This window comes from Pseudomonadota bacterium (assembly GCA_030860485.1).
Taxonomy (GTDB): Bacteria; Pseudomonadota; Gammaproteobacteria; order JACCXJ01; family JACCXJ01; genus JACCXJ01.
The window spans coordinates 1-24,981 of sequence record JALZID010000283.1 but is presented as its reverse complement, the minus strand read 5'-3'; the positions used below and the strand labels follow the sequence as shown (position 1 = coordinate 24,981).

At 63.7% G+C, this 24,981-nt stretch carries 18 protein-coding genes and 2 pseudogenes; 10 read left to right on the top strand and 10 right to left on the bottom strand.

Going from position 1 to position 24,981, the window contains the following annotated elements; translation table 11 throughout:
• Positions 1-807: 807 nt before the first annotated feature.
• Positions 808-1,920, bottom strand: a complete 1,113-nt coding sequence (locus M3461_17455) for a serine protease (GenBank protein ID MDQ3776008.1) — start codon at positions 1,918-1,920, stop codon at positions 808-810.
• Positions 1,921-2,889: 969 nt separating this feature from the next.
• Between M3461_17455 and M3461_17450 the strand changes: the two genes are divergently transcribed.
• Together M3461_17450 and fdhF are read left to right on the top strand one after the other, a co-directional pair.
• On the top strand, positions 2,890-4,563 hold the full coding sequence (locus tag M3461_17450; GenBank protein MDQ3776007.1) for an NAD(P)H-dependent oxidoreductase subunit E: 1,674 nt from the start codon (positions 2,890-2,892) through the stop codon (positions 4,561-4,563).
• Position 4,564: 1 nt separating this feature from the next.
• Positions 4,565-7,366, top strand: coding sequence for a formate dehydrogenase subunit alpha (fdhF, locus tag M3461_17445; GenBank protein MDQ3776006.1), 2,802 nt, complete (start codon positions 4,565-4,567; stop codon positions 7,364-7,366).
• Positions 7,367-7,528: 162 nt separating this feature from the next.
• On the opposite strand, the gene M3461_17440 is transcribed toward fdhF, so the two are convergent.
• From M3461_17440 to M3461_17425, 4 genes are all read right to left on the bottom strand, one after another.
• The gene (locus M3461_17440; GenBank protein MDQ3776005.1) at positions 7,529-8,923 is read right to left on the bottom strand and encodes a DUF2254 domain-containing protein; all 1,395 of its coding nucleotides are present in this window, start codon (positions 8,921-8,923) and stop codon (positions 7,529-7,531) included.
• 560 nt (positions 8,924-9,483) lie between these two features.
• Positions 9,484-12,246, bottom strand: a complete 2,763-nt coding sequence (locus tag M3461_17435) for a PAS domain S-box protein (GenBank protein MDQ3776004.1) — start codon at positions 12,244-12,246, stop codon at positions 9,484-9,486.
• Positions 12,243-12,656 (bottom strand): PAS domain-containing protein, encoded by a 414-nt coding sequence (locus M3461_17430; GenBank protein MDQ3776003.1) that lies wholly within the window; start codon positions 12,654-12,656, stop codon positions 12,243-12,245. Before M3461_17430 ends, M3461_17435 begins: the two co-directional genes overlap by 4 nt.
• Positions 12,657-12,862: 206 nt before the next feature.
• The gene (locus M3461_17425) at positions 12,863-13,462 is read right to left on the bottom strand and encodes a hypothetical protein (GenBank protein MDQ3776002.1); all 600 of its coding nucleotides are present in this window, start codon (positions 13,460-13,462) and stop codon (positions 12,863-12,865) included.
• Positions 13,463-14,232: 770 nt separating this feature from the next.
• Between M3461_17425 and M3461_17420 the strand changes: the two genes are divergently transcribed.
• The 7 genes and pseudogenes from M3461_17420 to M3461_17390 all read left to right on the top strand — a co-directional run bounded on the left by M3461_17420 (position 14,233) and on the right by M3461_17390 (position 19,453).
• A complete protein-coding gene (locus tag M3461_17420; GenBank protein ID MDQ3776001.1) occupies positions 14,233-14,886 on the top strand; it encodes a carbonic anhydrase in 654 nt (217 codons plus the stop codon).
• A gap of 76 nt (positions 14,887-14,962) precedes the next feature.
• Entirely contained in the window at positions 14,963-15,388 is a 426-nt protein-coding gene (locus tag M3461_17415) for an OsmC family protein (protein ID MDQ3776000.1), read from the top strand.
• 23 nt (positions 15,389-15,411) lie between these two features.
• Positions 15,412-16,761, top strand: coding sequence for a cytochrome ubiquinol oxidase subunit I (locus M3461_17410; protein MDQ3775999.1), 1,350 nt, complete (start codon positions 15,412-15,414; stop codon positions 16,759-16,761).
• Positions 16,758-17,750 carry a cytochrome d ubiquinol oxidase subunit II gene (locus tag M3461_17405; protein ID MDQ3775998.1) on the top strand — a complete coding sequence of 331 codons (993 nt, stop codon included), beginning with the start codon at positions 16,758-16,760 and terminating at the stop codon, positions 17,748-17,750. The genes M3461_17410 and M3461_17405 overlap by 4 nt, the downstream gene beginning before the upstream one ends.
• A gap of 392 nt (positions 17,751-18,142) precedes the next feature.
• Positions 18,143-18,502, top strand: a complete 360-nt coding sequence (locus M3461_17400) for a carboxymuconolactone decarboxylase family protein (GenBank protein MDQ3775997.1) — start codon at positions 18,143-18,145, stop codon at positions 18,500-18,502.
• 248 nt (positions 18,503-18,750) lie between these two features.
• A pseudogene (locus M3461_17395) lies at positions 18,751-19,041 on the top strand (AMP-binding protein).
• Positions 19,042-19,108: 67 nt separating this feature from the next.
• Positions 19,109-19,453 (top strand): annotated as a pseudogene (locus M3461_17390) (AMP-binding protein).
• Positions 19,454-19,764: 311 nt separating this feature from the next.
• Here the strand turns inward: M3461_17390 and M3461_17385 are convergent.
• The 5 genes from M3461_17385 to M3461_17365 all read right to left on the bottom strand — a co-directional run bounded on the left by M3461_17385 (position 19,765) and on the right by M3461_17365 (position 23,919).
• Positions 19,765-20,376 carry a GNAT family N-acetyltransferase gene (locus M3461_17385; GenBank protein MDQ3775996.1) on the bottom strand — a complete coding sequence of 204 codons (612 nt, stop codon included), beginning with the start codon at positions 20,374-20,376 and terminating at the stop codon, positions 19,765-19,767.
• A gap of 521 nt (positions 20,377-20,897) precedes the next feature.
• The gene (locus tag M3461_17380; GenBank protein MDQ3775995.1) at positions 20,898-21,851 is read right to left on the bottom strand and encodes a PQQ-dependent catabolism-associated beta-propeller protein; all 954 of its coding nucleotides are present in this window, start codon (positions 21,849-21,851) and stop codon (positions 20,898-20,900) included.
• Positions 21,841-22,194 (bottom strand): hypothetical protein, encoded by a 354-nt coding sequence (locus M3461_17375; GenBank protein MDQ3775994.1) that lies wholly within the window; start codon positions 22,192-22,194, stop codon positions 21,841-21,843. The genes M3461_17380 and M3461_17375 overlap by 11 nt, the downstream gene beginning before the upstream one ends.
• The gene (locus tag M3461_17370; GenBank protein ID MDQ3775993.1) at positions 22,124-22,711 is read right to left on the bottom strand and encodes a hypothetical protein; all 588 of its coding nucleotides are present in this window, start codon (positions 22,709-22,711) and stop codon (positions 22,124-22,126) included. The genes M3461_17375 and M3461_17370 overlap by 71 nt, the downstream gene beginning before the upstream one ends.
• Positions 22,712-22,734: 23 nt before the next feature.
• Positions 22,735-23,919: a hypothetical protein gene (locus tag M3461_17365; GenBank protein ID MDQ3775992.1), complete on the bottom strand. Its 1,185-nt coding sequence runs from the start codon at positions 23,917-23,919 to the stop codon at positions 22,735-22,737.
• Positions 23,920-24,336: 417 nt separating this feature from the next.
• Here M3461_17365 and M3461_17360 point away from each other — a divergent pair, with 417 nt between their 5' ends.
• The gene (locus tag M3461_17360; GenBank protein ID MDQ3775991.1) at positions 24,337-24,744 is read left to right on the top strand and encodes a Uma2 family endonuclease; all 408 of its coding nucleotides are present in this window, start codon (positions 24,337-24,339) and stop codon (positions 24,742-24,744) included.
• The last annotated feature ends 237 nt before the right edge of the window (positions 24,745-24,981 follow it).

The following is a 24,981-nucleotide window of genomic DNA, read 5'->3' as shown; positions in this document are numbered from 1 at the left end:
GACCATGATGGTGGTTGCGGTCGGCGCGATGGCGGCGCTGACCAGGGTCTTGTGATCGCCGGGTGTTTGGAACCGGATGCGCGGGTGATCGATCGGAGTGGGCCTTCGCCCGCGCATCGAGCGCCTGTTGCAGGGGACGGGACGAGGCGCCTAGCCCAGGCGACGTGGTCCGGTCAGGTGTAGGGGCCCCGGCCCGGTCGCCCTGCCATCGCCGGGGTTCGTACCGCTCAGGTCACGCGTGCTACCGGCCATCGTGCCCCCCCGTGGTAGATCCGTTGCGAACCGCGGCCGCGAGCGATGGACAACCCGTAGCGGATCACGATCGCACCTGAGCCCGGATCGGCTTCCACGGGTCTCGCTAATCATGCGCAACCCAGGCCTGTTCGGTTCGTATTCGGTGTGAGGGCTAAACTAGCCCTGCGTTGTTCTTCCTGGAATATCTCCACGCCATGAGCGCCATAGCCTTCGATACCCTCAAGTTCGCCAAACGCCTCAAGGAGGCCGGGTTCATCGAGCAGCAGGCTGAGTGGTGTACTCACTCCTCAAGCCCCTCGCGCAATTCACTTCTCATTTCAAAGAAAGCACCCCCGAGGAGCGGGGGCAAATTGCTGCGTTGGTTGCCTACCAGGACTAGGGCTTTATCTCAGCCTCAGCCTGACATGGTGTGGTGAAGGCATTCCCAGGCGTATTCCTGATCTCCATGGCGTCGGGGACTTTTCTTCAGGTATTCGCCTTGAGGATGGCTCGACCTCCCGGTGTCAACCGGAGTTTCGCGTTTGACCCGCCGGGATGTTTGCGACGGCGCCCTTAGTTAGAGCTTGCCCCGACTACTCGCCACCTGCGCATCGTTGCCGGGCCGCGAACGTTGAGGAGGTTTACCGCCGTTATCCTGACGGTATGCTTGCCGAGCTTTACACCAACCTTGAATGGCGATAGGCAAGGTCTTTCCGGTCTGAGATCGAGCTTGCAGAGGAAGGTCGAAACCGGCGCGCTGGCCACGAAAGTGAACCTGGCCTTTTTGGCGGCAGTGACTTTCTTCGGCCCGCTCGTGATCGTCGTCGCAGGAGGCGGAGGCGGCGGAGGTGGCGGAGGTGGCGGAGGTGGCGGAGGCGGCGGAGGCGGCGGAGGCGGCGGAGGCGGCGGGGGCGGCGGAGGCGGAGGTGGCGGAGGTGGCGGTCCCAGGGGCGTGGCGCCGGTCCCAACCACGTCAATCCCCGTCTGCGAGAAGACGAGGTTGCGGATGCTCGAACGGAAGGGATCATCGGCGAGGCGACCGTAGACCCCAAGGAACTCTGCCCGCGCACACCCAACCCCGAAGCTCGTATCACCCACGAGCCGGAAGCCGCCGCCGGCTATTGGGACAACGAGGGGGCCGCCACTGTCGCCCTGGCAGGTGTCGACGCCGCCTCCGGCCCGGCCGGCGCACACCATCGTATCAGGATAGATGGGTCTGACACCGGCGTAGCGGTCGGCGCAGATCAAATCGTCCACGATAGCCACCTGCCCGAGCCGCAAGGCATCCTGCTTCACGCCTCCCTCAGCCGTGGTGCCCCAGCCAGTAATGAAGGCAGTCCGCCCGGACGCCCAGGTGGCGCGCTCGTCTGGCCCCGAGAGCTTGATTGTGGGTGAAACCGACGGGGCCGCGAGCCTTACGAGCACAAGGTCCCAATCGAAGTCGTTGGGATTGAATAGCGGATTGCCGAACCCATCGACAAAGTAGAAATAGGTATCGAAATTGATCTCCTGGCCCGCGCTGGTGGATAGGTGCGTGCGCCCGGTGATCACCGAGTACAGCGCGGGATCCGTGAAAGCGCCGTCGTAAAAGCAATGAGCGGCGCTGACCACGAAGGTCGGTGTGAGGAGCGTGCCGCCGCAGAACTGGCGGTCGAAGCCGTTGCCGGAGAAGAACGATGGCGACAAGGCGATTGCAATCTGCCAAGGCCATTGCGTGATTGTCGTCTCCGTGCCGCCAACGATGCGGCCGGACCGCGCCGCCGGGATTTGGCGGGCTTCCGGGCGCGAAGAGGCAAGCCCATCGGCGCTCTGAAAATAGACGCCGGGGGCAACTTCAATACGTTCAGATTCCGCGGATGAAACCGGTGCTATGGCCAATACCAAGAGGAATAGGCCGGCCAATAATTCAGTGAGTTTCCTTAACATGTTTCCTTACTCTACTATTGTTTGTGTCGATGCCCGAATCGGCATCCCGTATTATCGCAGTCTGCTATTCAGTTGCTGTGGTTCATAGTTCAGATCCTGTAGTTCATCATTTTAGTTTTCCTGCTCACGATGCCGTCGATCCTCTTCCCGCTTGGCTTACCAGTCTCCTTGTCTAATTCTAATATGCGTCATGCGTGCATACAAGAGTAAGTTACTTATCTTGACACGGCTCCATAGCGTCGCGGAGAGTTTCTCCTATAAATGGTTGCCGGGCTGGTGGCCGGGGTAACGGCATGATGCGTGCCAGCCCCACGGACCGGCGGTGGTAGATCTCTTCAGCAGGTAGATCACCGATGCAGCGCTCTGCGAAATTGGGTCTGCAGGCGGTCGCGCCGGCCGCGCGATGGATGGCGGCCGGGTCGCGGGTAGACTCGCGTCCGGGCACCGGATCCTCTATGCGTCCCCCAAAGCCACCCGGAACCCGGCCAGGGCCAACCCCAAGCGATCTCTTCCCCCGCACGGACCACCCCTACCCACCGGCCCGTCCGACGCGACCATAGACAATATATGTTGCAAAGCTGAATTGAATTTCCTATCCTTTGCTCGATCTCGCCCCCGCGCAGGCATCGCTATCGGCCGCGCCTCATGCCGCCGTCGGTGCCGCAGCGCCGTAGCTAACCTGATCTACTTCGTGTGCGCATAGCGCACCCTGTCGTAAAGAGATTTCGTGTGAACGTCACCAGCATCAAGAAAAGGCAGAAAAAGGGGCAGATCCGAGGCCGGGCCGTCGATCCCGCGGCCCTGGCGGAGGTACGGGAGCTCCTGGGCGAGGAGCCGCGGCGTCGCGATCTGCTCATCGAGCACCTGCACAGGATCCAGGACCGCTTCCACTGCCTCCCGGCCACCCACCTCGTGGCGCTCGCCGAGGAGATGAGGCTCGCCACCACCGAGGTCTACGAGGTCGCGACCTTCTACCATCACTTTGATGTCGTCAAGGAAGGAGAGGCGCCGCCTCCGGCCTTGACCGTGCGCGTCTGCGACTCGGTCACCTGCGAGCTGTTCGGCGCGCGCGAGCTCATCGCCGGGCTCGAGGAGCGGCTCGGCGAGGGCGTGCGGGTGCAGCACGTGCCCTGTGTCGGGCGCTGCCAGGCGGCGCCGGTGGCGGTGGTCGGGCAGAACCCCATCGAGGCCGCGACAGTCGAGCGTGTCGAGGATGCCGTGATTGCTGGCGACACCGAGGCGCCGCTGCCCGCGTGCATCCGATACGCGGAATACCGCCGCGAGGGCGGCTATGAGACCCTCGCCGCCTGCGTCGAGGGTCGCCGCGAGCGCGAGGCCATCGTCAAGCTACTCGAAGACTCCAAGCTCCGCGGGCTAGGCGGCGCCGGGTTCCCCGCCGGGCGCAAGTGGCGGATCTTACGCGATCAGCCTAAACCGAGGCTCGTGGCCATCAACATCGACGAGGGCGAGCCCGGCACCTTCAAGGACCGCCATTACCTGGAGCGCGACCCGCACCGTTTCCTGGAGGGCATGCTGATCGCCACCTGGGCCATCGAGGCCGAGGCGGTTTATATCTACCTCCGCGATGAGTATGCCGGCTGCCGCCGCATGCTCGCCCAGGAGATCGACGCGCTCACCCAGGATCCGCCCTGCCCGCTCCCGCCCATGCACCTCAGGCGCGGCGCGGGGGCCTATATCTGCGGCGAGGAGTCGGCCATGATCGAGTCCATCGAGGGCAAGCGCGGTATGCCGCGGTTGAGGCCGCCCTATGTGGCAGAGGTCGGGCTCTTCGGCCGACCCACCCTGGAGCACAACCTGGAGACGCTGTATTGGGTGCGCGACATCATCGAGCGCGGTCCCGAGTGGTTCGCCTCGGAAGGGCGGCGCGGGCGGCAGGGACTGCGCTCTTACTCGGTCAGCGGCCGCGTGCAGAAACCCGGCGTGCACCTCTGCCCTGCCGGGATCAGCATGCGCGAGCTGATCGATGAATATTGCGGCGGGATGCTGTCCGGCCAAGAATTCTACGGTTATTTTCCCGGCGGCGCCTCGGGCGGGATCCTGCCGGCCTCGCTCGGTGATCTGCCCCTCGACTTCGATACGCTCATCCCCCACGGCTGTTTCATCGGCTCCGCGGCCATCATCGTGCTATCCGATCACGACCGCGCCCGCGATGCGGCGCTCAATGCCCTGCGCTTCTTCGAGGACGAATCCTGCGGCCAGTGCACCCCCTGCCGGGTGGGCACGGCCAAGGCCGTGAAACTCATGGAGCGGGACGTCTGGGACACCGCCCTCCTGGAGGAATTGGCCCGGGCCATGGAGGATGCCTCGATCTGCGGGCTCGGCCAGGCCGCGCCCAACCCCTTGCGCTGTGCGATCAAGTATTTTCCGGAGGAGTTCGTCTGACATGGCCGCCATCCCCAAACCCCTACCCGAACCCGAGACCATCGCCTTCACCCTGGACGGCCGCGAGGTCCATGCCCTGCCGGACGAGACCATCCTCGAGGCCGGGAAGCGCGTCGGCGTCGACATCCCGCGCCTCTGCTACCAGCCCGGCTATCGGCCGGACGGCAACTGCCGGGCCTGCATGGTCGAGATCGAGGGCGAGCGGGCGCTGGCCCCCTCCTGCTGCCGGAAGCCCACGCAGGGCATGGAGGTCAGGAGCGACAGCGAGCGCGCCCGCCATTCCCAGAAGCTGGTCGTGGAGCTATTGCTTGCGGACATGCCGGATGCGGGGCGCTCGCCCTACACCCCGCGCTCGGAGCTGGACCGCTGGGCGGACTGGCTAGCGATCGGCCCCTCGCGGTTCCCCGGGCGCGAGCAGCCGGCGCCGGACCTCACCAACCCCGCCATCGCCGTCAACCTCGACGCCTGCATCCAGTGCACGCGCTGCGTGCGCGCCTGCCGCGAGGAGCAGGTCAACGACGTGATTGGGTATGCCTTTCGGGGCACGCATTCCAAGATCGTCTTCGACCTCGACGACCCCATGGGCGAGAGTACCTGCGTGAGCTGCGGGGAGTGCGTCCAGGCCTGCCCCACGGGCGCGCTCATGCCGGCCCGCAACGTCGGCCTCATCGAGCCCGAGAAGAAGGTCGAGTCGACCTGCCCCTATTGCGGCGTCGGGTGTCTTTTGACCTTAAATGTCAAGGACAACAAGATCCTCTATGTGGACGGTCGCGACGGGCCGGCCAACCACAGCCGGCTGTGCGTCAAGGGGCGCTATGGCTTCGATTATGTCCACCACCCGGATCGCCTGCGCAAACCGCTCATCCGGAGGGCCGGTGTTCCGAAGACGCCAAGGCTCCTCTCCCCGACCTACCTCGCGACCTATTTCCGCGAGGCGACCTGGGAAGAGGCCCTGGATCTCGCCGCGCAGGGCTTGAAGCGGATCCGCGACAAGAAGGGTCCGAACGCGCTCGCCGGTTTCGGCTCGGCCAAGGGCAGCAACGAGGAGGCCTACCTCTTCCAGAAGCTGGTGCGCACCGGCTTCCGCACCAACAACGTGGACCACTGCACGCGCCTCTGCCACGCCTCCTCGGTGGCCGCCCTGCTCCAGACCTTGGGCTCGGGCGCGGTCTCAAACCCGGTCGCCGATGTCGCGGATGCCGAGGTCATCGTCATCATCGGGGCGCGGCCCACGATCAACCATCCGGTCGCCGCGACCTTCATGAAAAACGCCGCCAAGTCGGGCAAGACGCTCATCGTCATGGACCCCTACCGCTCCGATCTGGCGCGTCATGCCCGCTACTTTGTCCAGTTCCGGAACGACACCGATGTGCTGTTACTCAACGCCATGATGCACACCATCATCGCCGAGGGGCTCCACAACGTCGATTACATCGTCAAGCACACCGAGGGCTTCGAGGCGGTGGCCGAGACGGTCAAGGGCTATAGCCCCGAGCGCGTGGCACCGCTCTGCGACGTCCCGGCCGAATTGATCAAAGAGATCGCACGCGTGTATGCGAGCGCCAAGGCCTCCATCATCTTCTGGGGCATGGGGATCTCCCAGCACATCCACGGCACGGACAACGCCCGGTGTCTGATCTCGCTCGCCCTGCTCACGGGTCAGATCGGTCGGCCGGGCACCGGGCTCCATCCCTTGCGCGGCCAGAACAACGTGCAGGGAGCATCGGATGTCGGCCTCATCCCCATGGTCTATCCCGACTACCAGCCGGTGAAGAGCCGCAAGGCCCGCCAGTATTTCGAGCAGCTCTGGGGTACGCGCCTCGACCCCTATCCGGGGCTCACGGTGGTCGAGATCATGAGCGCCGTCCACCACGGCGAGATCAAGGGCATGTACATCATGGGCGAGAACCCGGCGATGTCCGATCCCAATCTCAACCACGCCCGCGAGGCGCTGGCGTTATTGGATCACCTGGTCGTGCAGGACATCTTCTTCACCGAGACCGCGGGGTTTGCGGACGTGATCCTCCCGGCCTCGGCCTTCCCGGAGAAGACCGGGACCTTCACCAATACCGACAGGCGCGTGCAGCTCGGCCGTCAGGCCATCGATCCTCCGGGCGACGCGCGCCAGGACCTCTGGATCATCCAGGAGATCGCGCGCCGCATCGGGCTCGACTGGGAAGACGAGGGCCCCGAGGAGGTCTTCGAAGAGATCCGCAAGGCCGTGCCCACCATGGCCGGCATGACCTGGGACCGGCTCACGCAAGTAGACTCCCTCACCTATCCGCTCATCGAGGAGGGCGATCCGGGAGAACCGGTGATCTTCACCGACGGCTTCCCGACCGAGGACGGCCGCGGCCACTTCGTCCCGGCGGATTACATCGAGGCCAACGAGTGGCCCGACGAGGACTATCCCTTCGTCTTCATCACCGGTCGCCATCTCGAGCACTGGCACACCGGGAGCATGACGCGCCGCGCGACCGTGCTCGACGCCCTGGAACCCGAGCCCGTCATCAACATCCACCCCGAGGATTTGAACCAGATCGGCGCCCTGCCCGGAGATATGATCAGGATCGATTCCCGCCGCGGCAGGCTCGAGGGACGCGCTCGATCCGATACCGGCATGCAGCGCGGTTCGGTATTCATGGCCTTCTGCTACACCGAGGCCGCCGCCAACCTTCTGACCACCGAGGCCCTCGACCCCTACGGCAAGATCCCGGAGTTCAAGTTCTGCGCCGTGCGCGTCGCCCGCGTCGGCGGCTTCCCGGAAAAGGACAGCGCGCTATCGTTCGCGTCGGTGGGGTAAGTCATGTAGCCCGGATGGAGCGCAGCGGAATCCGGGGAGGCCATGGCCGATCCCTGGGTTACGCTTCGCTCCACCCCAGGCTAACGATTTCTGCCGTGTAGATGGCCGGTGGCTGTTGGCGCCGCTGCATCGTCAAAGAGTGAACGCGACCGCTCATTGGCATCATGCCGGACGGCTCGAGCGGCCGCCGAGCTTGCCCAGGGAACGCGCCAGTTGATCCTTCGCCGCGAGAACTGCGGCAGCAGTTTGCCGGCGCCCAGCCTGCTCGAGAGTGGAGATCAATCCCGTGAGCGCGTTCTCGAGCTCGTTTGTGAGGACATGATCGCCCAGCGCAGACAGCGTACGACGGATCACGTCTTCCACGCGCAGTTGCAAATCCGGCGGCAGCCGTTCGAACAGGAGATCGAAAGTGCGAAGGATCTCGGAGCAATTCTGATGCTGCATTGATTCCGACGCCGACACGGCCAGCGACTCGAACGCATTCAGCAACCGCGGTAGAACGTCGTCGACATACACGATCGGCGCTATTTCACCCTCCGGGGCTTCATCCGGCGGGCTCGACCAGCGCGCCAGAATGTCCCGCAAGCTGTAGATCGTGAGCAACCCGGCGTCGGGGTCCGATTGCGCCGTCGAAATCGACGTCCACCCGATGGTCTCGAGCTCTTCGATGCCGTTAAGCGGATCGGAGGCAATATCGCGCTTTTCTTCGCGATGGATCGCGTCTTCCAGGACGTCGGCGACGGCGACCGCGTCGTCCAGCGCATGCGCCTTCACTTCGGCAAGCACCTGTCCAAACACGACGTAGGAGCCGATCGTAACCCGCACGACGACTTCCACTTCTGCCCCGGCGAGAACCGCCGCGGACTTGATGGACTCGACATCGATCCGCGTCACGAAGCCGTGGGCCACGGCTTTAACGGGAAGGCTCAACGAGGCGATCAAACTGGAGGACCGCCGGGTTTTGCGGAGGAGGCCGAGCTGGACTTCCCGCGCCGCCAGTACGTGCTGGCGGATCGCCTCGATGATAACCACCGGCCGCATCTGATTGACTGTGGTGTAGAACAGTACGAGCAGCAGACAAAGCGCCGTAATCGTCGACATCAACGCAACGATGGCGCCGAAGACGGGATTCAACGGCCCGACGGAGGCCAGCGTAATGAGTGCGTAAAGCGACAGGCCGACGAAAAACCCGAAGTAGACTTGATTTTGCCGATTCCGCAGAAACTGGTCGTACACCTGATGAGTCAGGGCACTCGCTGATTGTTGCAGGGCGACTAGCAATAGCGAAACCGTGATCGATGTGATCGTGATGAGTCCCGCAGCGATCGTCCCCAGCAGATCCCCGGTGGCCGTGGCATCGGCGAAGGCATAGGTTTGCAGCAACGTCCGGATCGGTACCAGCCAGGCAGTGCTGCTCCGATCGAGCATGAAAGTGGCCGCGGCGAGGACCAGGAAACCCACGATGATGCCGGTGGGGACGAGCAGGAATTCCGCAAGCGCCTGGCGCATTGCCTCCCGCAGCTTTCGCGCGCGGTGGTGGCGAGAGCCCTGGTTCATGCGTTTTTCACTTGCAGCCAAGGCGAAGGCGTCGCAGACGCCTCGGCCGGGTACAAGTTGGCCGCTTCCAGCGATTCCGGTTCGAGCATTTCCGCACTATGGTTCAATTTGATGAAAACGCCGCACGCGGCCAGCAGCGCCGCGGCCGTCAGGCCGATCGTGGCCGCATACGGAAGCTGCGATGGAGCATCGCGGCAGAAACGGAAGACGGCAACGAGCGCCTCGATCGACAGCGAAAGTTGAGGATCTCCTCGACACCCTCCTTCGTGAATATGTGGTGGTCACCTTTAATGCGCTCTTCAAAACCCAACCTGATCAGTACCTATCGTAGGTCTGAAAACGGAACGTTTGCATCCGACTTACCTGCACGTATACGGCGCAATAGCTTGTCGTATTTACCCAAACCATCCCTCGTTCATCCACCTCATATTTCCCCGCTTGCCTGTCATGATTTAGGCAATAAAGATAACTCCGACCCCTTTTTCTTGTTTTCAGCCCGCCCCCCGCCTGCAAAGGCGCAATGCGGCGCGAAATCGTGGTCGGTCTCAGCGCCTGGGGAGCTAGCCTCCCTGATCTGCGGGTAGAGCAAGCAGTTCCATCAGGGCGCCGTAGTCCACGGGCTTGACCAGGTGGACATCGAACCCGGCGGCCTTCGACTTGCGCCGGTCTTCTTCCTGCCCCCATCCGGTCAGGGCGATCAGCACCATGGTCTTGCCCCACGGCTGCTCGCGGATGCGGCGGCAGGCGTCATAGCCGTTCAACTGCGGCAAGCCGATGTCGAGCAGCACCACCTCGGGACGGAACCGCTCGGCGGCTTCCACCGCCTGCAGGCCGTCGTGGGCCATGTGCGTCTCGTTGCCGTTGATTTGCAACAGCATGGCGAGAGACTCCGCCGAGTCCGGGTTGTCATCGACCACGAGGATGCGGCGCGCGATCGTGGTCGTCGGATCGCTGGCGCTCGGCGCCGGCAGCGGTTTGGGCGTTTCCTCCATGATAGGCAGATGCACCACGACCTCACTCCCCTGACCGACACCGGCACTATGGACTTCCACCGTGCCGCCGTGCATCTCCACCACGTTTTTCACCAGCGTCAGGCCGATGCCCAACCCGCTTACCGAGCGCTCCAACGAAGTATCGACCTGCACGAACATCTCGAAGATACCAGGAAGCTGGTCGGGCGAGACGCCGATGCCCGTGTCCCGGACTCGGATAACGGCTTGCTCATCTTCGCGCTCGACCGTGAGCCAAATGAGGCCGCCCTGATCGGTGAACTTGCTGGCGTTGTTCAAGAGGTTGCCCACCACCTGAGCCAATCGGATCGGGTCGCCGTACAGGTACACCGGCTGCGGCGGCAACGTGATGCTTAGGTCGTGTTTCGCACACTCCATCGCAGGGCGGCAGGCTTCGACGGCATGGTGTACGATCGACGCAAGCTCGACCCGTTCCTTGCGGAGCTCGATCTTGCCCCGGCTGATGCGGCTCACGTCGAGCAAGTCGTCCACCAGCCGCACCATCTGCCCGACCTGACGCTCCATCATCTCGAACGCCGAATGGACTGCCTCCCCATTGTCGCCCGTCAGCCGCATGACTTGCAGGGCGTTGCGGATCGGGGCCAGCGGGTTACGGAGCTCATGGGCCAACATCGCCAGGAATTCGTTCTTGCGGCGGTCGGCTTCGGACAAGTCGGCGGCTAACTGCTGCAGCTTGTTCGCCGTCTGCTGTTGCTCATGAACGTCCGTGCTCGAGCCGATCCACATGACAATCCGGCCTTGGGCGTCCCGCATCGGCAACGCCCGGCTGATGTGCCAGCGGTACTCACCGTCCGCACGCCGAAAGCGATGCTCGAACAGGAACGGCTCGCCGGTGTCGATGGACTGCCGCCAGCCCCGGACGTTCTCGGCCACGTCGTCGGGGTGGATGAACTGCGTCCAACCCCAATCTCCGATTTGCTCGAACGGCAGACCGGTGAACTCCGTCCACTGCGGGTTGAAATAGTCCACATCGCCGTTGGATTTGGCGGTGAAGATTTTCTGCGGCATCGAGTCCATGACAAATCGCAGGCGTTTTTCAGCCTGCCGCAACTCTTCTTCCGCCCGCTTGCGCTCGGTGATATCGATGAACGAAGTGATCGCGCCGCTCACTTCTCCCCGCGCGTTCCTGATCGCGGCGAAGTTGACCAGCACAAGCAGACGCGAACCGTCGGGCCGCTCGATGAAGACTTCCACGTTGTGCGCCGGGACGCCGGTGCGCAGCACATCCAGCACCTGGCTTTGATCGTGCGGCAGCAGCGTGCCGTCCGGCAGCCACAGCCTCGTCGAGCCGCAGTGCTTCTCAACCCCGCACGTCGGCTCCCGGCCCCATAGTTCCACGGCGCGGTGGTTGTATTGTTGAATCACCGCGTTCCGGTCGCAGAGGAAGACGGCCATGGGGGCCGAATCGAACAGGGTGCGATACCGCTCCTCGCTCTCGCGCGCCGCATGCTCGGCGTGCTTGCGCTCGGTGATGTCCACCAGCATGTAAATGCGGCCGAGGACCCGGCCTTCGGTGTCGCGCAGTGGCGTGAGATAGGGCTCCAACCAGCGGGCAGTGCCGTCGGGCCGCTCGGCGATGATCTGCTCGCCACGGACATCGCGGCCCTCCTTGAGGGCGATGGCCATCGAAGTTTCCTCGTGCGGCAGCGGCGTGCCGTCAGGACGGCACAGCTTCCAGCCCACGCACCACCGGTCCGTCCCCAGTTCCGGCGTCCGGCCCGAGACCTCCACGGCGGCGGGGTTAAAGTGCGTGAGGCGGCCTTTGGCGTCCGTCGTGTAGATGGCCGCCGGCAGCGCGTCGATCATCTCTCGGAAGCGGCTTTCGCGCACCGCCTCTTCCGCTCGCCTGCGCTCGGTGATGTCCTCGATGGCCAGCAGGATGCGCTCGCCCTTTCGCTGTGGGTCGTGGATGCGCCGGGCGTTGAGCAGCATGGTGCGGCGGCCCAGTTGCTCGAAGTCGTGCTCGACCTGGAACTCATCGATGCTGGTGCTCTCTGCCAGGACCTCCCCCAACAGCTCGCGGAGGCGCGGGATGTCCCAGTGTCGGTTGCCCACGTCATAGATAAACCTGCCGATTGTATCGCTGGGCGCGACGCGGAAGGCGCGGTAGAAGGAGCGATTGGCGCCTTCGACGCGCAGTTCTTTATCGAGCACCAGCAACGGCTCGCGCACGGTCTCGACCGTGTTCTCGGCGTAATCGCGTGCGGCAGCGATTTCCTGCTCGCTACGCTTCTGCGCGTCGATATCCACCAGCACCAGCACGGCGCCGTCCACCTGGTTGTCGAGGGTCATGTAGGGGCGCACACGCAGGGAATACCAGCGGCCGCCTTTGTCGCGACCTCGTGTTCCTGCTCGCGCACGGACGCTATGACTTCGGCGCTGAGCCTCTCCAGGTCGGACGGGGATCCCGCCGCGTCAGCGAAAACGAGGTTGTGCCGGATGTGGCTGATCGGCCGCCCTACGTCCGTCGCCAGAAGATCGAACTGTTTTTCCGCCTGCGGGCTGAAGCGGTGGATGATCAGATCGCGTCCGACCAGCACAACGGCGAGCTTGGTAGAAGTCTGGAGATTGATCAAATCGCTGTTGAGGCGGTTCAGCTCGGCGTTGCGATTGGCCATTTCCTCATTGACTGTGGTCAACTCTTCGTTGGCCGACTCCAGCTCTTCCTTGGACGTTTCCAGCTCTTCGTTGATGCTCTGCAACTCTTCGTTGGCGGACTGGACTTCTTCGCTGGACGCCTGGAGCTCCTCGTTTGGCCGCTTCGTACTGTTCCTGAATGGATTGCAGATAGTCGCGCATCTCGGAGGTCTCGCGCTCCAGGTCAGCGACCCGGCGGGAGTCTTTGCGGGCAGGCCGTGGAGTCGGCAGCAGCGCAGTGTCGGCGGAGTCCCTTACCCGTCCTGCTTCCTCAAACACGACCAAAAAGCAGCGCTCCCGCAAATTCTTCAGCGGAATGACTTCCAGATTCACCGTCCGGGCCTTGCCATTCTGTTCGATCCGCACGTTTTCCCTGCGCACCGCTTTGTTTTCCTTCTTCGCCTGGTTGATCGCTGCGCGCAGCGGCAGCATCAAACCTTGCCGCGCCATCTTCAGCACCTCGAAGCTCGCCTTGCCGGCGGGCGGCTCGAGATACGCGCCGGCGTAGCGTGCGCGTCTCCGGGCGCGGCTGAAGCTTCAAAACGCCCCGCGCGATGCCCAAGTTCGTATTGGGCGGAATGACATAAACGCAATTGGCCTCCACGCGCTGATTGTTCGTTATCTCGCGGACCGGCATCTTGGTTGCCCGTGCCAAGAGCTGCGTGAGCGCACTTTCGTGCTCCGGATCGAGATGCTGCACCAGCACGAACCCCATGCCCGTATCGAGCGGCAGATGCGTGAGCAGCTCGGTGAACGCTACCAGCCCGCCCGCCGAGGCCCCCACACCGACGATCGGAAACGACGAGCCTTTGCTCTGCGCGCCGCTCTCTCTCACGTGGTTGTTTGCACGTTTCTGAGCCTTCGGAGCCATGTGGCTACTCCATCCGGTCTCCCCTCCTGGAGGCATCCGCCGGCAATCGCGGGTGATGTGGCCGAGACCGCGTCGGCCGCCGGCGTGACCGGATGGTGATGATATCATACAACTTAGCCGGGTAGCTCGGCAGGGTTGCTCTCCTTTGGCCGCGCCGCCCGGGAGGTTGCCGGCGGAAGGCGGGGACCCTGCACAGAGAGGATGGCGGCGCCCGAGGACGCGGCGCTTTTGTGCGTCGATGGGTACGTGCGTGTCTACACGGGACCGGCGTCCGGAACGACCTCCGCCTTTGGGTCCCCCAGCGACAGCCACCCAGAACGCGGCCGGGGCCGGAACGAAGGGGCCCTCTCCCCGCGCCCGCGCGGACCACCCAGTCAAAGACCTATGATGAACTGGCCGCGGCCCACCCGTCCTGCGACGAAGCCCTCGCAACCGCCTCCTCCGTGCCCCGGCGTGGTCTTCCATCCCGCGGAGGCGGCCTGTGCCTACCCCGGCCATTGACGCCTTCCCGCCTCGCGACCATACTTCATCGCCACCCCGGTCCTTGGGTCCGAGTCGGGAGACCAGGCTATGACCGACGCGCACCACCTCGCATGACCCCTGACAATGCCCAAGGCGCATCGCCTCGATACCGGCGGTTCAGGGCAACAGCCAGGGGGCGTGCCACAAGCCAATGACTTCCGTTGGAGATCCACGGTCGATTGCCTGGTGCGCGCAGCGCACCCTACATTGGACTACCGTTCTATCACCGACGTAAACGAGGTGCGACGATGGCACAGATCGATGATTATCTGAACAACAATCGGCAATACGCCAACAAGCAGGGCGTGCATAGCGCGATCTACCCGGGACCGAAACCGATCCGGCCGGCCAAGCGGCTCGCGGTGGTGGCCTGCATGGATGCAAGGTTGGACGTGGAAGACCTGTTGGGCCTAGAGACCGGGGATGCGCATATCATCCGAAACGCCGGTGGTGTCGTATCCGACGACGTGATCCGCTGCTTGATCATTTCACATCACCTCTTGGACACCAATCAGATCATTCTCATTCACCACACGCGTTGTGGCATGTTGGCGTTCACCGATGATCTCATGAAGACCGGCTTGGAGGGGGACACAAAGGCGGGGCAGATCTTGAGCTCGGCGACGGGAAGGACGTTCGTCAGCCCCAAGATGTCCACGGCGACGCCCGCAGCGTTTCACGCTTTCCGCGGCCCTATCGAGCCCCTCGATGCGCCACGGGACCAGACCAACATCGAACGACTGGCCTGGGATGTACGGCGGTCGATGTCCGCCATCATGAACCATCCCTGGATCCCGACGAGCGGGCCCGACGCAGTGACGGTGCAAGGTTTCTTCTACGATGTCGACACCGGGCGCTTGGAAGAGGTGACGTATCCCGGTCCCATGGGGTCGTTCGGCTGATTCAATGGAAAACGTTCGTGCTGGAGGGGTATTAAGGCACTTCTCGATAACGCTATTCAATGGCACAGGAGCAAAAATGAAACGAAACGCAAAAGCCGTCTGGAAGGGCGGCCTCAAAGGCGGGAAAGGGACCATCTCAACCGACAGCGGCGTTCTCTCTGAGACGCAGTATTCGTTCAACACCCGTTTTGAAGAGGGAAAGGGCACCAATCCCGAGGAGCTGATTGCCGCCGCCCATGCAGGCTGTTTCTCGATGGCCTTGTCTGCACAGTTGGAGAACGCCGGCCTGACTGCCGAAAGTATCAGGACGACGGCTTCCGTCCGGTTGGACAAGACGGACGTCGGGTTCGCGATTACCTCGGTGCACCTGGATGTCGCGGCCCGGGTGAGGGGCGCGGACCGACAGGTGTTCGAGACGGCAGCGCAAAATGCCAAGGAAGGGTGCCCCGTCTCGAAAGTACTGAACGCGGAGATCACGATGGATGCTCGGTTGGAAGCATAAACCCCTGATCCACCCGCGAGCCGATGGACCCATTAGACGCGGTCGCACTGGCCCGCATCCAGTTCGGGCTGAACATCGCCTTCCATATCCTGTTTCCGACCATCACCATCGCGCTCGCCTGGATCCTCGTGTACTTCCGCGTTCGCTACGCGCGGACCGGCGATGTCGGGTGGCTCGCGACCTACCAGCTCTGGACCAAGGTGTTCGCGCTGTCCTTCGCGATGGGGGTGGTGTCGGGCATCGTGATGTCGTTCCAGTTCGGCACCAACTGGCCGGGCTACATGAACACGGTCGGCAACATCGCCGGACCCCTGCTCGCCTATGAGATCCTGACCGCGTTCTTCCTCGAGGCGACCTTCCTCGGCGTCATGCTCTACGGCATGAACCGCGTGCCGGGATGGATGCACGTCGGCGCGACGGTGCTGGTGGCCATCGGCACCACGATCTCGGCGTTCTGGATCCTCGCGCTCAACTCATGGATGCAGACACCCCTGGGCCACGTCATGGCGGACGGGCAGATCGTGGCGGGCGACTGGTGGCAGGTGATCTTCAACCCCTCGTTCCCCTATCGCTTGATGCACATGATGCTCGCCTCGGGGCTCACCGCCTCGTTTCTGGTGGCGGGCCTCTCGGCGTGGCGGCTGCTCCAGGCCGCCGAGGATGTCGCGGCGAAGAAGACGCTGCGCGCCGGCATCGAGATCGCGGCGGTGCTCGTGCCGCTGCAGATCCTGATCGGCGACCTACATGGCCTGAACACGCTCGAGCACCAGCCGGCGAAGATCGCCGCGATCGAGGGGACCTGGAAGACCGCGAAGGGTGTGCCGCTGGTGCTCTTTGCGATCCCGAACGACGAAAAGCGCAGCAATGACTTCGCCCTCGAGATCCCGAAGGGCGCGAGCCTGATCCTGAAGCACGATCCCGACGCCGAGCTGCAGGGCATCGACGCCTTTGCGCCGGACACCCCGCCGGTGGCGCCGGTGTTCTTTGCGTTTCGAGTGATGGTCGGTACGGGCGTCTTGATGCTGCTCCTTTCCTGGACCGGGGCATGGAGGCTGCGCCGGGACGCACCGCCGCCGCGCTGGCTACTGTGGGCTTTCGCCGGGTTCACCTTCTCCGGCTGGGTCGCGACGCTCGCCGGCTGGCTCGTGACCGAGATCGGGCGCCAGCCGTGGCTGGTGACCGGAGTGCTGCGCACCACGGACGCCGCCGGCGCAACCTCCGAGGCAGCGCTAGGCGCGAGCCTCACCGGCTATGTCATCACGTATGGCCTGATGCTGATCGCCTACACGGTGGTGCTCACCCATCTCGCCGGCCAAGGCAGCGCCCCCGCCGAGCCCAAGCTCGCGGGGGCAGCGGCAGGAGCGGCGGGATGACGCCCGATCTGGCATTGGTCTTCACCGTGCTGATAGGCCTGGCGATCCTCGCCTACGTCGTGCTCGACGGCTACGACCTCGGGGTCGGCATGCTGATGCCGGCGGCCACCGCGCGCGAGCAGGACGTGATGGTGGCCTCGATCGGGCCGTTCTGGGACGCCAATGAAACCTGGCTCGCGCTCGGCGTGGGGTTGCTGTTGGTCGGCTTTCCGCGGGCGCACGGCATGATCCTAGGCGCGCTGTACCTTCCGGTGGCGGTGATGCTGATCGGCTTGATGTTGCGCGGCGCGGCGTACGAGTTCCGTATCAAGGCCGAGGGGTGGCACCGGGAGCTGTGGAACTGGTTGTTCTGGTTCGGCTCGTTCCTCGCCTCCCTTGCCCAAGGGCTGATGCTGGGGCGTTACATCACGGGCTTCGAGCCGGGCTTCGGCTACCTGCTGTTTTCGCTGCTCGTCGCGGGCGGGCTGTGCGGCGGCTATGTGCTGCTTGGCGCGACCTGGCTGGTGATGAAAACCGAAGGCGAATTGCAGAGCAAGGCGATCGGCTGGGCCCGCTGGGGCCTGATGTGGGTGGCGCTCGGGGTCGCGCTCGTCAGCCTCGCCACACCAGCGGCGAGCGAGACGGTGCGTGACAAATGGTTCGACTTCCCGCGCACACTCCCGCTGATGCTGCTGCCGGCGGCGAGCCTCGTGGCTGGGATCTGGGTATGGCGTGCCAGCGGGCGGCTCAAGCGCGGCGCGCACGCGCCGGAATGGGCACCCTTCGCCGGCGCCGTCGCGATCTACGTGCTCGCCTTTCTTGGGCTTGCCTACAGCCTGTTTCCCTACGTGGTGATGGACCGGCTCACGATCTGGGAAGCGGCGGCCCACCCCTCGTCGCTCAAGGCCGTGCTCGCGGTAGCGCTGGTCGTGCTGCCGTTCATCGTCGCCTACACCGCATTCTCCTACCGCGTGTTCTGGGGCAAGGCCGGGTCCCGCACCTACGAATAACAACTCAACTGATCACGGTGATGCGCCCCATCCCCCGGGCGCCGGTCCGCCTGAGCTGGGCTCGGTTGCTCAAACTCGTGTTCGACGTCGACATCGAGCAGTGTCCCCATTGCGGTGGCCCCCGGTCAGCGCCGCCATCGACGATCCCATCGTGATCGCCAAGATCCTCACGCATTCTCGGCTTGCCCGCCCGGGCACCACCCCGAGCACCGGCGCGGGCATTCGCTTGATTCCAACTGGCCTGATCCCAGATCGAACCTCGATTCGATCCGGTTCATCTCCTTGAGCCGACAACCCTTCTTGGCGACTCCCAGCAACGCAATGCTGCCTCCCTTGAAGCTCGCTCATTGAGTGATGCCCCGGCCCTTAAGGAAATCTACCGAGGAGCTAATATGGACACGCAACTTTATCCGCCCATTAGTAAGAAACTCGCGCGCAAACGGGCGCAGCTGGCGCCGGGAATCTCAGCCGCGTTCAAGGCGTTCAGCACGCGCGTGTTCGCCGATGGTGCGCTGCCCACAAAGACCAAACAGCTCATCGCCGTGGCGGTGGCGCACGCGACCCAATGTCCGTACTGCATTCGCGGCCACACCGAGCTTGCGGTAAAGCACGGGGCGACCGAGGCGGAGGTGATGGAAGCGATTTGGGTCGCCGCCGAGATGCGCGCGGGCGGCGCTTACGCGCATGCGAACATGGCGCTTGAGACCATGAGTCAATTGGAAGCGGGCCGGTGCGGCGGCGGAACGGCGTGAACGCCCCGCCCGCTTTAGGCTACCACCACCGTATAACTCACGCTCAGAGCCAAAGGGGATGAGCACATTATGCTGATGCACGGAAAAAGCATTCCGTTGGCTCGACATATTGACCACATCACCCCGCAGTGGGGTTGGTGCGCGTCCTTACCGTTGCCCCCGATAGAAACAACTCGAGCGATGCACGTCTGGGCGACGTTAACGCATGGTTATCGCGCGTCGAGCATGACGCACCAATGCAGGCCAGCGGCCCCGATGATCTCGCCACTATCGTATACACGTCCGGAACAGTAGGCCGCCCCAAAGGGGTGATGCTGAGCCATCGCAACATTTTGTGGAACGTGTACGCGTTAATGCGAAGGTTCTCCATTTGCCCAGACGATGGGTTTCTCTCTTTCTTGCCTCTTGCGCACACCTTCGAGCGCACCGTTGGCTACTACCTGCCAGTGATGGCAGGCTCCCTCCTCACGTACGCACGCTCGCATCAGCAGCTCGTTGAAGAGCTCACAGCGGTCCGGCCGACCAACCTATTGGTCGTGCCTCGGGTCCTCGAAAACTCTACGGAGGACTTCAGTCGAACTCTTATGGCCTTTACTCAATCGGCTCGTGGCACATCGGATCCGCGCCCGGTTAGGTTGCGATCGTCTGCGCGTAGTCAGCTGCGGGGCAGCTCCCCTAGAGGCACGTCTCGCGATCGTGTTTATCGGCTTAGGATTCCCCATCTCAAATGGCTACGGCCTGACCGAGACGAGTCCCGTGGTAAGCGCTAATCCGCTCACCGATAATGACCCGTTCAGCGTCGGAACTCCGCTCGAGGATGTGGAGGTACGCATTGGAGACAATGATGAGCTACTCGTTAAGAGTCCCGGTGTCATGTTAGGTTACTGGGGGGATGCAAAGCTCACCGCGATGGCAATCGGCAGCGAAGGATGGTTACACACCGGCGACCAGGCGCGGATCGGGGATCACCATATCTACATCACTGGCCGAATCAAAGAGATCATCGTGATGGCCAATGGTGAAAAGATTGCCCCAGAAAGTATGGAACGCGCGATTACCCTCGATCCGCTCTTCGAGCAAGCGATGGTGACGGGAGAAAGTCAGGGCTATCTGAGTGCGAGCGTGGTGCTAAACCGAGAACACTGGTCGAAGCTTGCGCGTGAGCTTGATCTCGACCCGAACGACCCGGCCGCGCTTGAACAAGCGCAGGTCCATGCGACGATCTTAGACAGGATCGCGATGCGACTGCACGCGTTTCCGGGCTATGCGAAAGTGCGGAGCGTTACGCCGAGCTTGGAACTATGGACCGTGGAAAACGGGTTATTGACGCCAACTCTTAAGGTCCGTCGCAACCAAGTACTCGCACATCTCAAGGCACAGGCGCTAACCAAGACGAGGGGGGTAGTGTCCGCGGATAGGTGGATAGGACGGCGAAACACAGTGCCAGCCAGGAAGAATATGGAGAGCACCGTTTGCCCGTCGGGCGGCCCTTGGGGAGCTGATAGATCATGCTGTTCCTCTACGATTTCCTGCGATGCGCTGGCTGGATTGGCCGGTCGCAGCTTCAGATAGGCGTCTGCTTCACCACGGTGGTTATGGAGGTCCATCCCGAACTTTTTTGCAATATGGATCATGCTCTCGTTGCATGATAGAAACTGCCTGTACAAGATGTCCACATCAGCGCTACGGCAGTGTATAGCCGCACGTTCGAAAAGCTTGGTGCCGATGCCCATGCCTCGCGCCGATGCAGCTACCGATACGCCAAACTCCCCGATGCGCTCTTTGCTGGGGGCGCGGGCGACTACAGGCAGGGCTTGTTCGCGCGGCGTAAAAGCGAGATGCTCCGACACCGGCCAGCATGAGCTCGCTGTCATAGACGCCAAACATGGTATCGCGTGCGAAATTCGTCTCTTGCACATACCTGGTAATCAGTTCATCGGGAAAGACCATACCAAAACGCAGCAGCCGGGCGCTTCCGTCAAGCGCGAGGAAATGCGTTTGCAAAGCACGGCGGTCACGCGCAGTCAATTCCTTCACGCACACCCCGGGTTTCTCCGGCCCGTGGCCTATTGTAGCCAGAGTTATGTGGCAATGTTCAAGGGGAGTTGCGCGATTCGAGGCGTTGTTGCACAAATCAGCGGCGGGGCCAATTCCTCCAGAGGCCCCTGGCGGTTAGAAGGCGGGTCGGTTGAAGTTGCTCTCCGCGGCGTCCACGATCTCCTGGGAATCGACCGCCTCCGCGACGCCGGCGGCGCACAACAGCCCGGCCACGATTGCCATCTTGATTTTCATGGGTCTGTCTCGCTGTCAGATGCCAATACGCCGCTGCAAGCGCAGCGGCATGATGACGCGATCCGGTCGACTTGCAACCTGCGGAGTGATGAATGGCCGGCGGCTAGGACCGATCGTCGATGATGACGCCCCACGGCGCCTCGCCGACCTTGATGGTGGCCAGTACCTGGTTCTTCGCGGTGTCGATGACGGAGACGGTGTTGCTGGCCCCATCCGTGGTATAGATGCGAGACCCGTCTTGGGACATCGCCAGGCCCCAGACGCGCTGGCCGACCGGGATGCGGGTCTTGGTGCCGAGCGTCTTCTCGTCCAGCACGATCACCTGGTTGGCGCGGCCGCCCGCGACGTACAGGGTCGCCCCATCCCGGCTCACCAGGATGTCCTTGGGCTTGATGTTGTCATCGCCTAGCGGCACCTTGTTCAGGACCCGGTGTTTCACCATGTCCACGCGCTTGACCTCGCCGCTGATCTCCGATGTCGCATAGGCGATGGTGCCGTCCTGATGGAAGACCGCGGCGCGCGGTCTGGCACCGACCAGGATGTTGGCCACGACACGATGTTCGGGTACGGCGATGACGTGCAGCATGTTGGTGGACTCGCTGGTCACGATCACCTGCTTGCCATCGGGCGAGATGGCGACGCCTTCGGGCTCCAGGCCGACCGGGATCTCCGCGATGACCTTGCCGCTCCTCGGCTCCAACACCGTGGCCTTGGCGGCATCCTCGTTGGAAAGATAGATATGTCCGTTCGGGTGCACGGCGAAGGCCTCCGGGTCATCACCCGAGGGGATCTTGCGCAGGACCTTCAGGGTCTTGGGATCGACCACGGCGATCGCGTTTTCCTTCCCGAGCGCGACGTAGATCTCCGTGCCGTCCGGGGCGAGACCGATCCCTCGCGGGTGTTTGCCGACCGGAACGGTGGCCTCGACCTCGAGGGTACGGCTGTCGATCACGGTGATCGAATCGCCGCGCTCGTTGGTAACGAACACCCGGTGGGTCGGCTCGGCCCACGCCGGACCGGCCACCAGGGCCAGGATCAGCAGGACTTCATTCTTCATGCGTTCCCCTCACAGTTTGTGAAAAAGCCCTTCGCTCGCGACGGTTTTCACGAACTGTCACTCGATTTTGCACAATCGACGGCCCCAGGCTGTCCAGGTGGGTCGGGTCCACGACCCCCTTGACCGGGGCCTCGCCCACGATGCGCGGGCCTTCCACGATCAGGAGCATCTGGCGCAACTGCCCGTTTTTCCGGAAGCTCATGGTAACGCCCTTCTGGCCATCGAAGGCGAGGGCCGTTTTGAGATAGTCGAGCAGTGGCGTTGCCTCGGCCCTACCGAGGCGCGCCACGGAGTCGGCGACCATCTTGACCGCGGCCCAGCCGGCCCAGGCCCGGTCGTCCATGTCCCGTCCCTGTGCCTTGCGGTAGCGCCGATTCAACTGCTCGGCGGCATATTTCGTAAAGTCCGGGTGCCAGGCCTGCACTTGGGCTCGGGAACTCGGGGTGCAGGCGCTGCCATTGGGCGAGCGCGTCGGCTTTCATCCGGGTGCTGGGAAGGATATGGAGGAGGTTCGGCAGACACCTCTGCCTGAGCGCGTCGGATCCCGAGCCGAGGTTGAACACCGCGCGCCCCGGCGCCCGCTCGCCGAGCTCGAGCAGCTCGCGGTCCTCGAGCGCCGCCAAGAGCACCGCGGCCTGGCTCGACGGGGCTCGATTGGGCTCTCCGGGCGCGAACCTCGTCAGGCGATAGCGCTGGCCGAGGAACTGGCCCTGGAGGTTCGCCTCCTCGAGACCCTGGGACAACGCCGAGTACACCGCGTCGGCGGGATCGCCGATGTAGGCCAACTCCACCTCGAGGGCGGACGCGGCGTTGGCGCCGAGCACGAGCCAAAAGAACCAGGATGTCGCACGCAGACTCATGTCTCTTTCCCCCTAGATCCGGGCTATGTGGCCAGCGAGGTGCGGATCACGTGCGCGGCCTGCTCCGGCAGGAAATAGGGGTAGATGGGCGCCGAGTGCAGCGGGTTCTCGGGTGTGTAGGAGAGGCCATAGAGCTGGAAGAACCGCTCTGCGAGCTCCGGCGGCATCTCGCGCCGCGCGACGAGTTCCAGGAGCTTGCCGTTCTGGATCTTGGTTTCGAGACCGGCGCAGAGGCGGGCGAGCCCTTCCGTGATCGCTCTAGGGATGCGCGGGGTGCGCTCGGGGCGGGCGAAGACCTGTAACAGCAGTCCCTCCGTGTAATGCCCGGTCGCCTCCATGACCCTGATCCCGCGCTCCGCCAGGGCATCGCAAAGCTCCTCCAACGTCACCGCCACCCGCGCTCCGAGCTGACCTACATTCGAAAGCGGCGGCCGCGTGGCCCGGATCGCGAGGTGATGCGCCGTGTAACCGTAGAGGTGGTTCCAGTGCTGGATGATCTGGGTGGGATGGCCGGCATCGGACTGGTCGATGAAGAGCCGCAGCGCCTGCCCGTTGTCGAGCATCTTGTAGAGCAGATAGGCGCTCCAGCCGTCGGCGAAACGATAGAAGTCCTCGCCCGGGACCTGCGATGCGACATAGCCGTGCTCGCCGGTCAAGAGCCCTGCGACGCGCTCGGCATCGCCCGTCTCCTCACTGCCACAGCGGATGGCGAGGTGGTCGAAGTGGACGCACCAGCCGCGCGCCTCGGCGATCTCGAGGAGCGCCAGATCGGCCTTGCTGTTCAACAGCGACTCGACGGCCTTGACAGCCACGTAGATGTCGAAATCCTGGACCCAGCGGGCGATGCGGGCGGCGTCGCGGTCTTCGAGAACGGCACAGGCGTCGTCGAAGAGCCCGTGCAGGAACTCGGTAGCGTAGGGGTGCACCCGGCGTCTGGCTTCCGGTAGGTCCATCTCGAAAGGCAGGGCCCGGCTTGCTTCTCGATAAGCGCCAAGGAGCTCGGCTCGTGTCTCGACGCCGGCGAAATAACGCCTGGCGCTCGGGGGCTTTATCTCGGCGCGAACGGGCTCGAGCGCCATGGATACCCGCTCGCCCAGCGCGTTGTGCAACTGTAGTCGCCTCGGGTCACCGGGGTCGATGCGAAATGCGGGTGTGCTGGCCAGGACGGCACTCGCTACCTCTGTGGCCAATTGGGCGTGGGGGCACATGCTCATCTCCGTGGTATGACTGCGAGGCCTGCGGCAAAGTTCGTGCAGGCCAGTTCAACCCCGTGGCGGCGGCGAACAGCTTCGTGAGGCCGTTCGGTACGAATCGACAGTATGCCGGCCATACATTCGGTCACACACCCGCATAGGTTTCCCGCCGCACCTCTGGGTCTCACACGGATTGCTCGTGCTTGCCCCCTCGCGTGCGCCTTGCTACGGTGTACGTGAGAATCTATGAGGAAGGAGTCGGCACGATGGCCACCATTGCGACACCTATTACGACCAGGCACCGGCTCACGGTCGCGGACTTCCATCGCATGGCTGAGGTGGGGATCTTTCAGGAAGACGACCGCGTGGAGCTGATCGAAGGGGAGATCATCGATATGGCGCCGATCGGTAGCGGGCATACGGGAACGGGTCATGGCCTTGAACCGTCTACTGGTAAGGGCGCTCGGGGATCGCGCCATCGTGCTGGTACAATCGCCCGTCGTTCTGCCCGAGCACTCGGAGCCCGAGCCGGATCTCGCGTTGCTTCGTCCTCGCCAGGACTTCTACCGGTCGGGCCACCCGCTACCGGGAGATATCCTACTCATCATCGAGGTCGCCGACACGAGGCTGGTCTACGATCGTGACGTCAAGATCCCGCTCTACGCCCGTCACAGTATCCCAGAGGTGTGGCTCGTCGATCTCGAAGACAGGCGTTTACACGTCTACACCTCGCCCTCGGCATCGGGTTATCTCGAATGCCGCATACTCGCAGCACCGGGAATGCTCGCGCCTGCTGAGCTGCCGGGGTGTCCCGTCGATCTGTCCGGCCTCTTTCCGTAGGCCGCCGGGGACCCGTCAGCACCCAGGGAAGGGTACGCCCCGGCGGCCGGTAAACCAACGGTTTCATCCCCCCAGCGCCTGGGGGGAACACTGGCTCTTCCGTTACGAGCTGGGTCGCGGTAGGGATACCGGTTACCCGGCACCCACCGGGTCGCCGGAGGCGGTCACCCGCCCCCGGCTCCCACAGAACGTAGCGTGCGGATTTCCCGCACTACGCTCTTCAGGTGTTGGTTTACA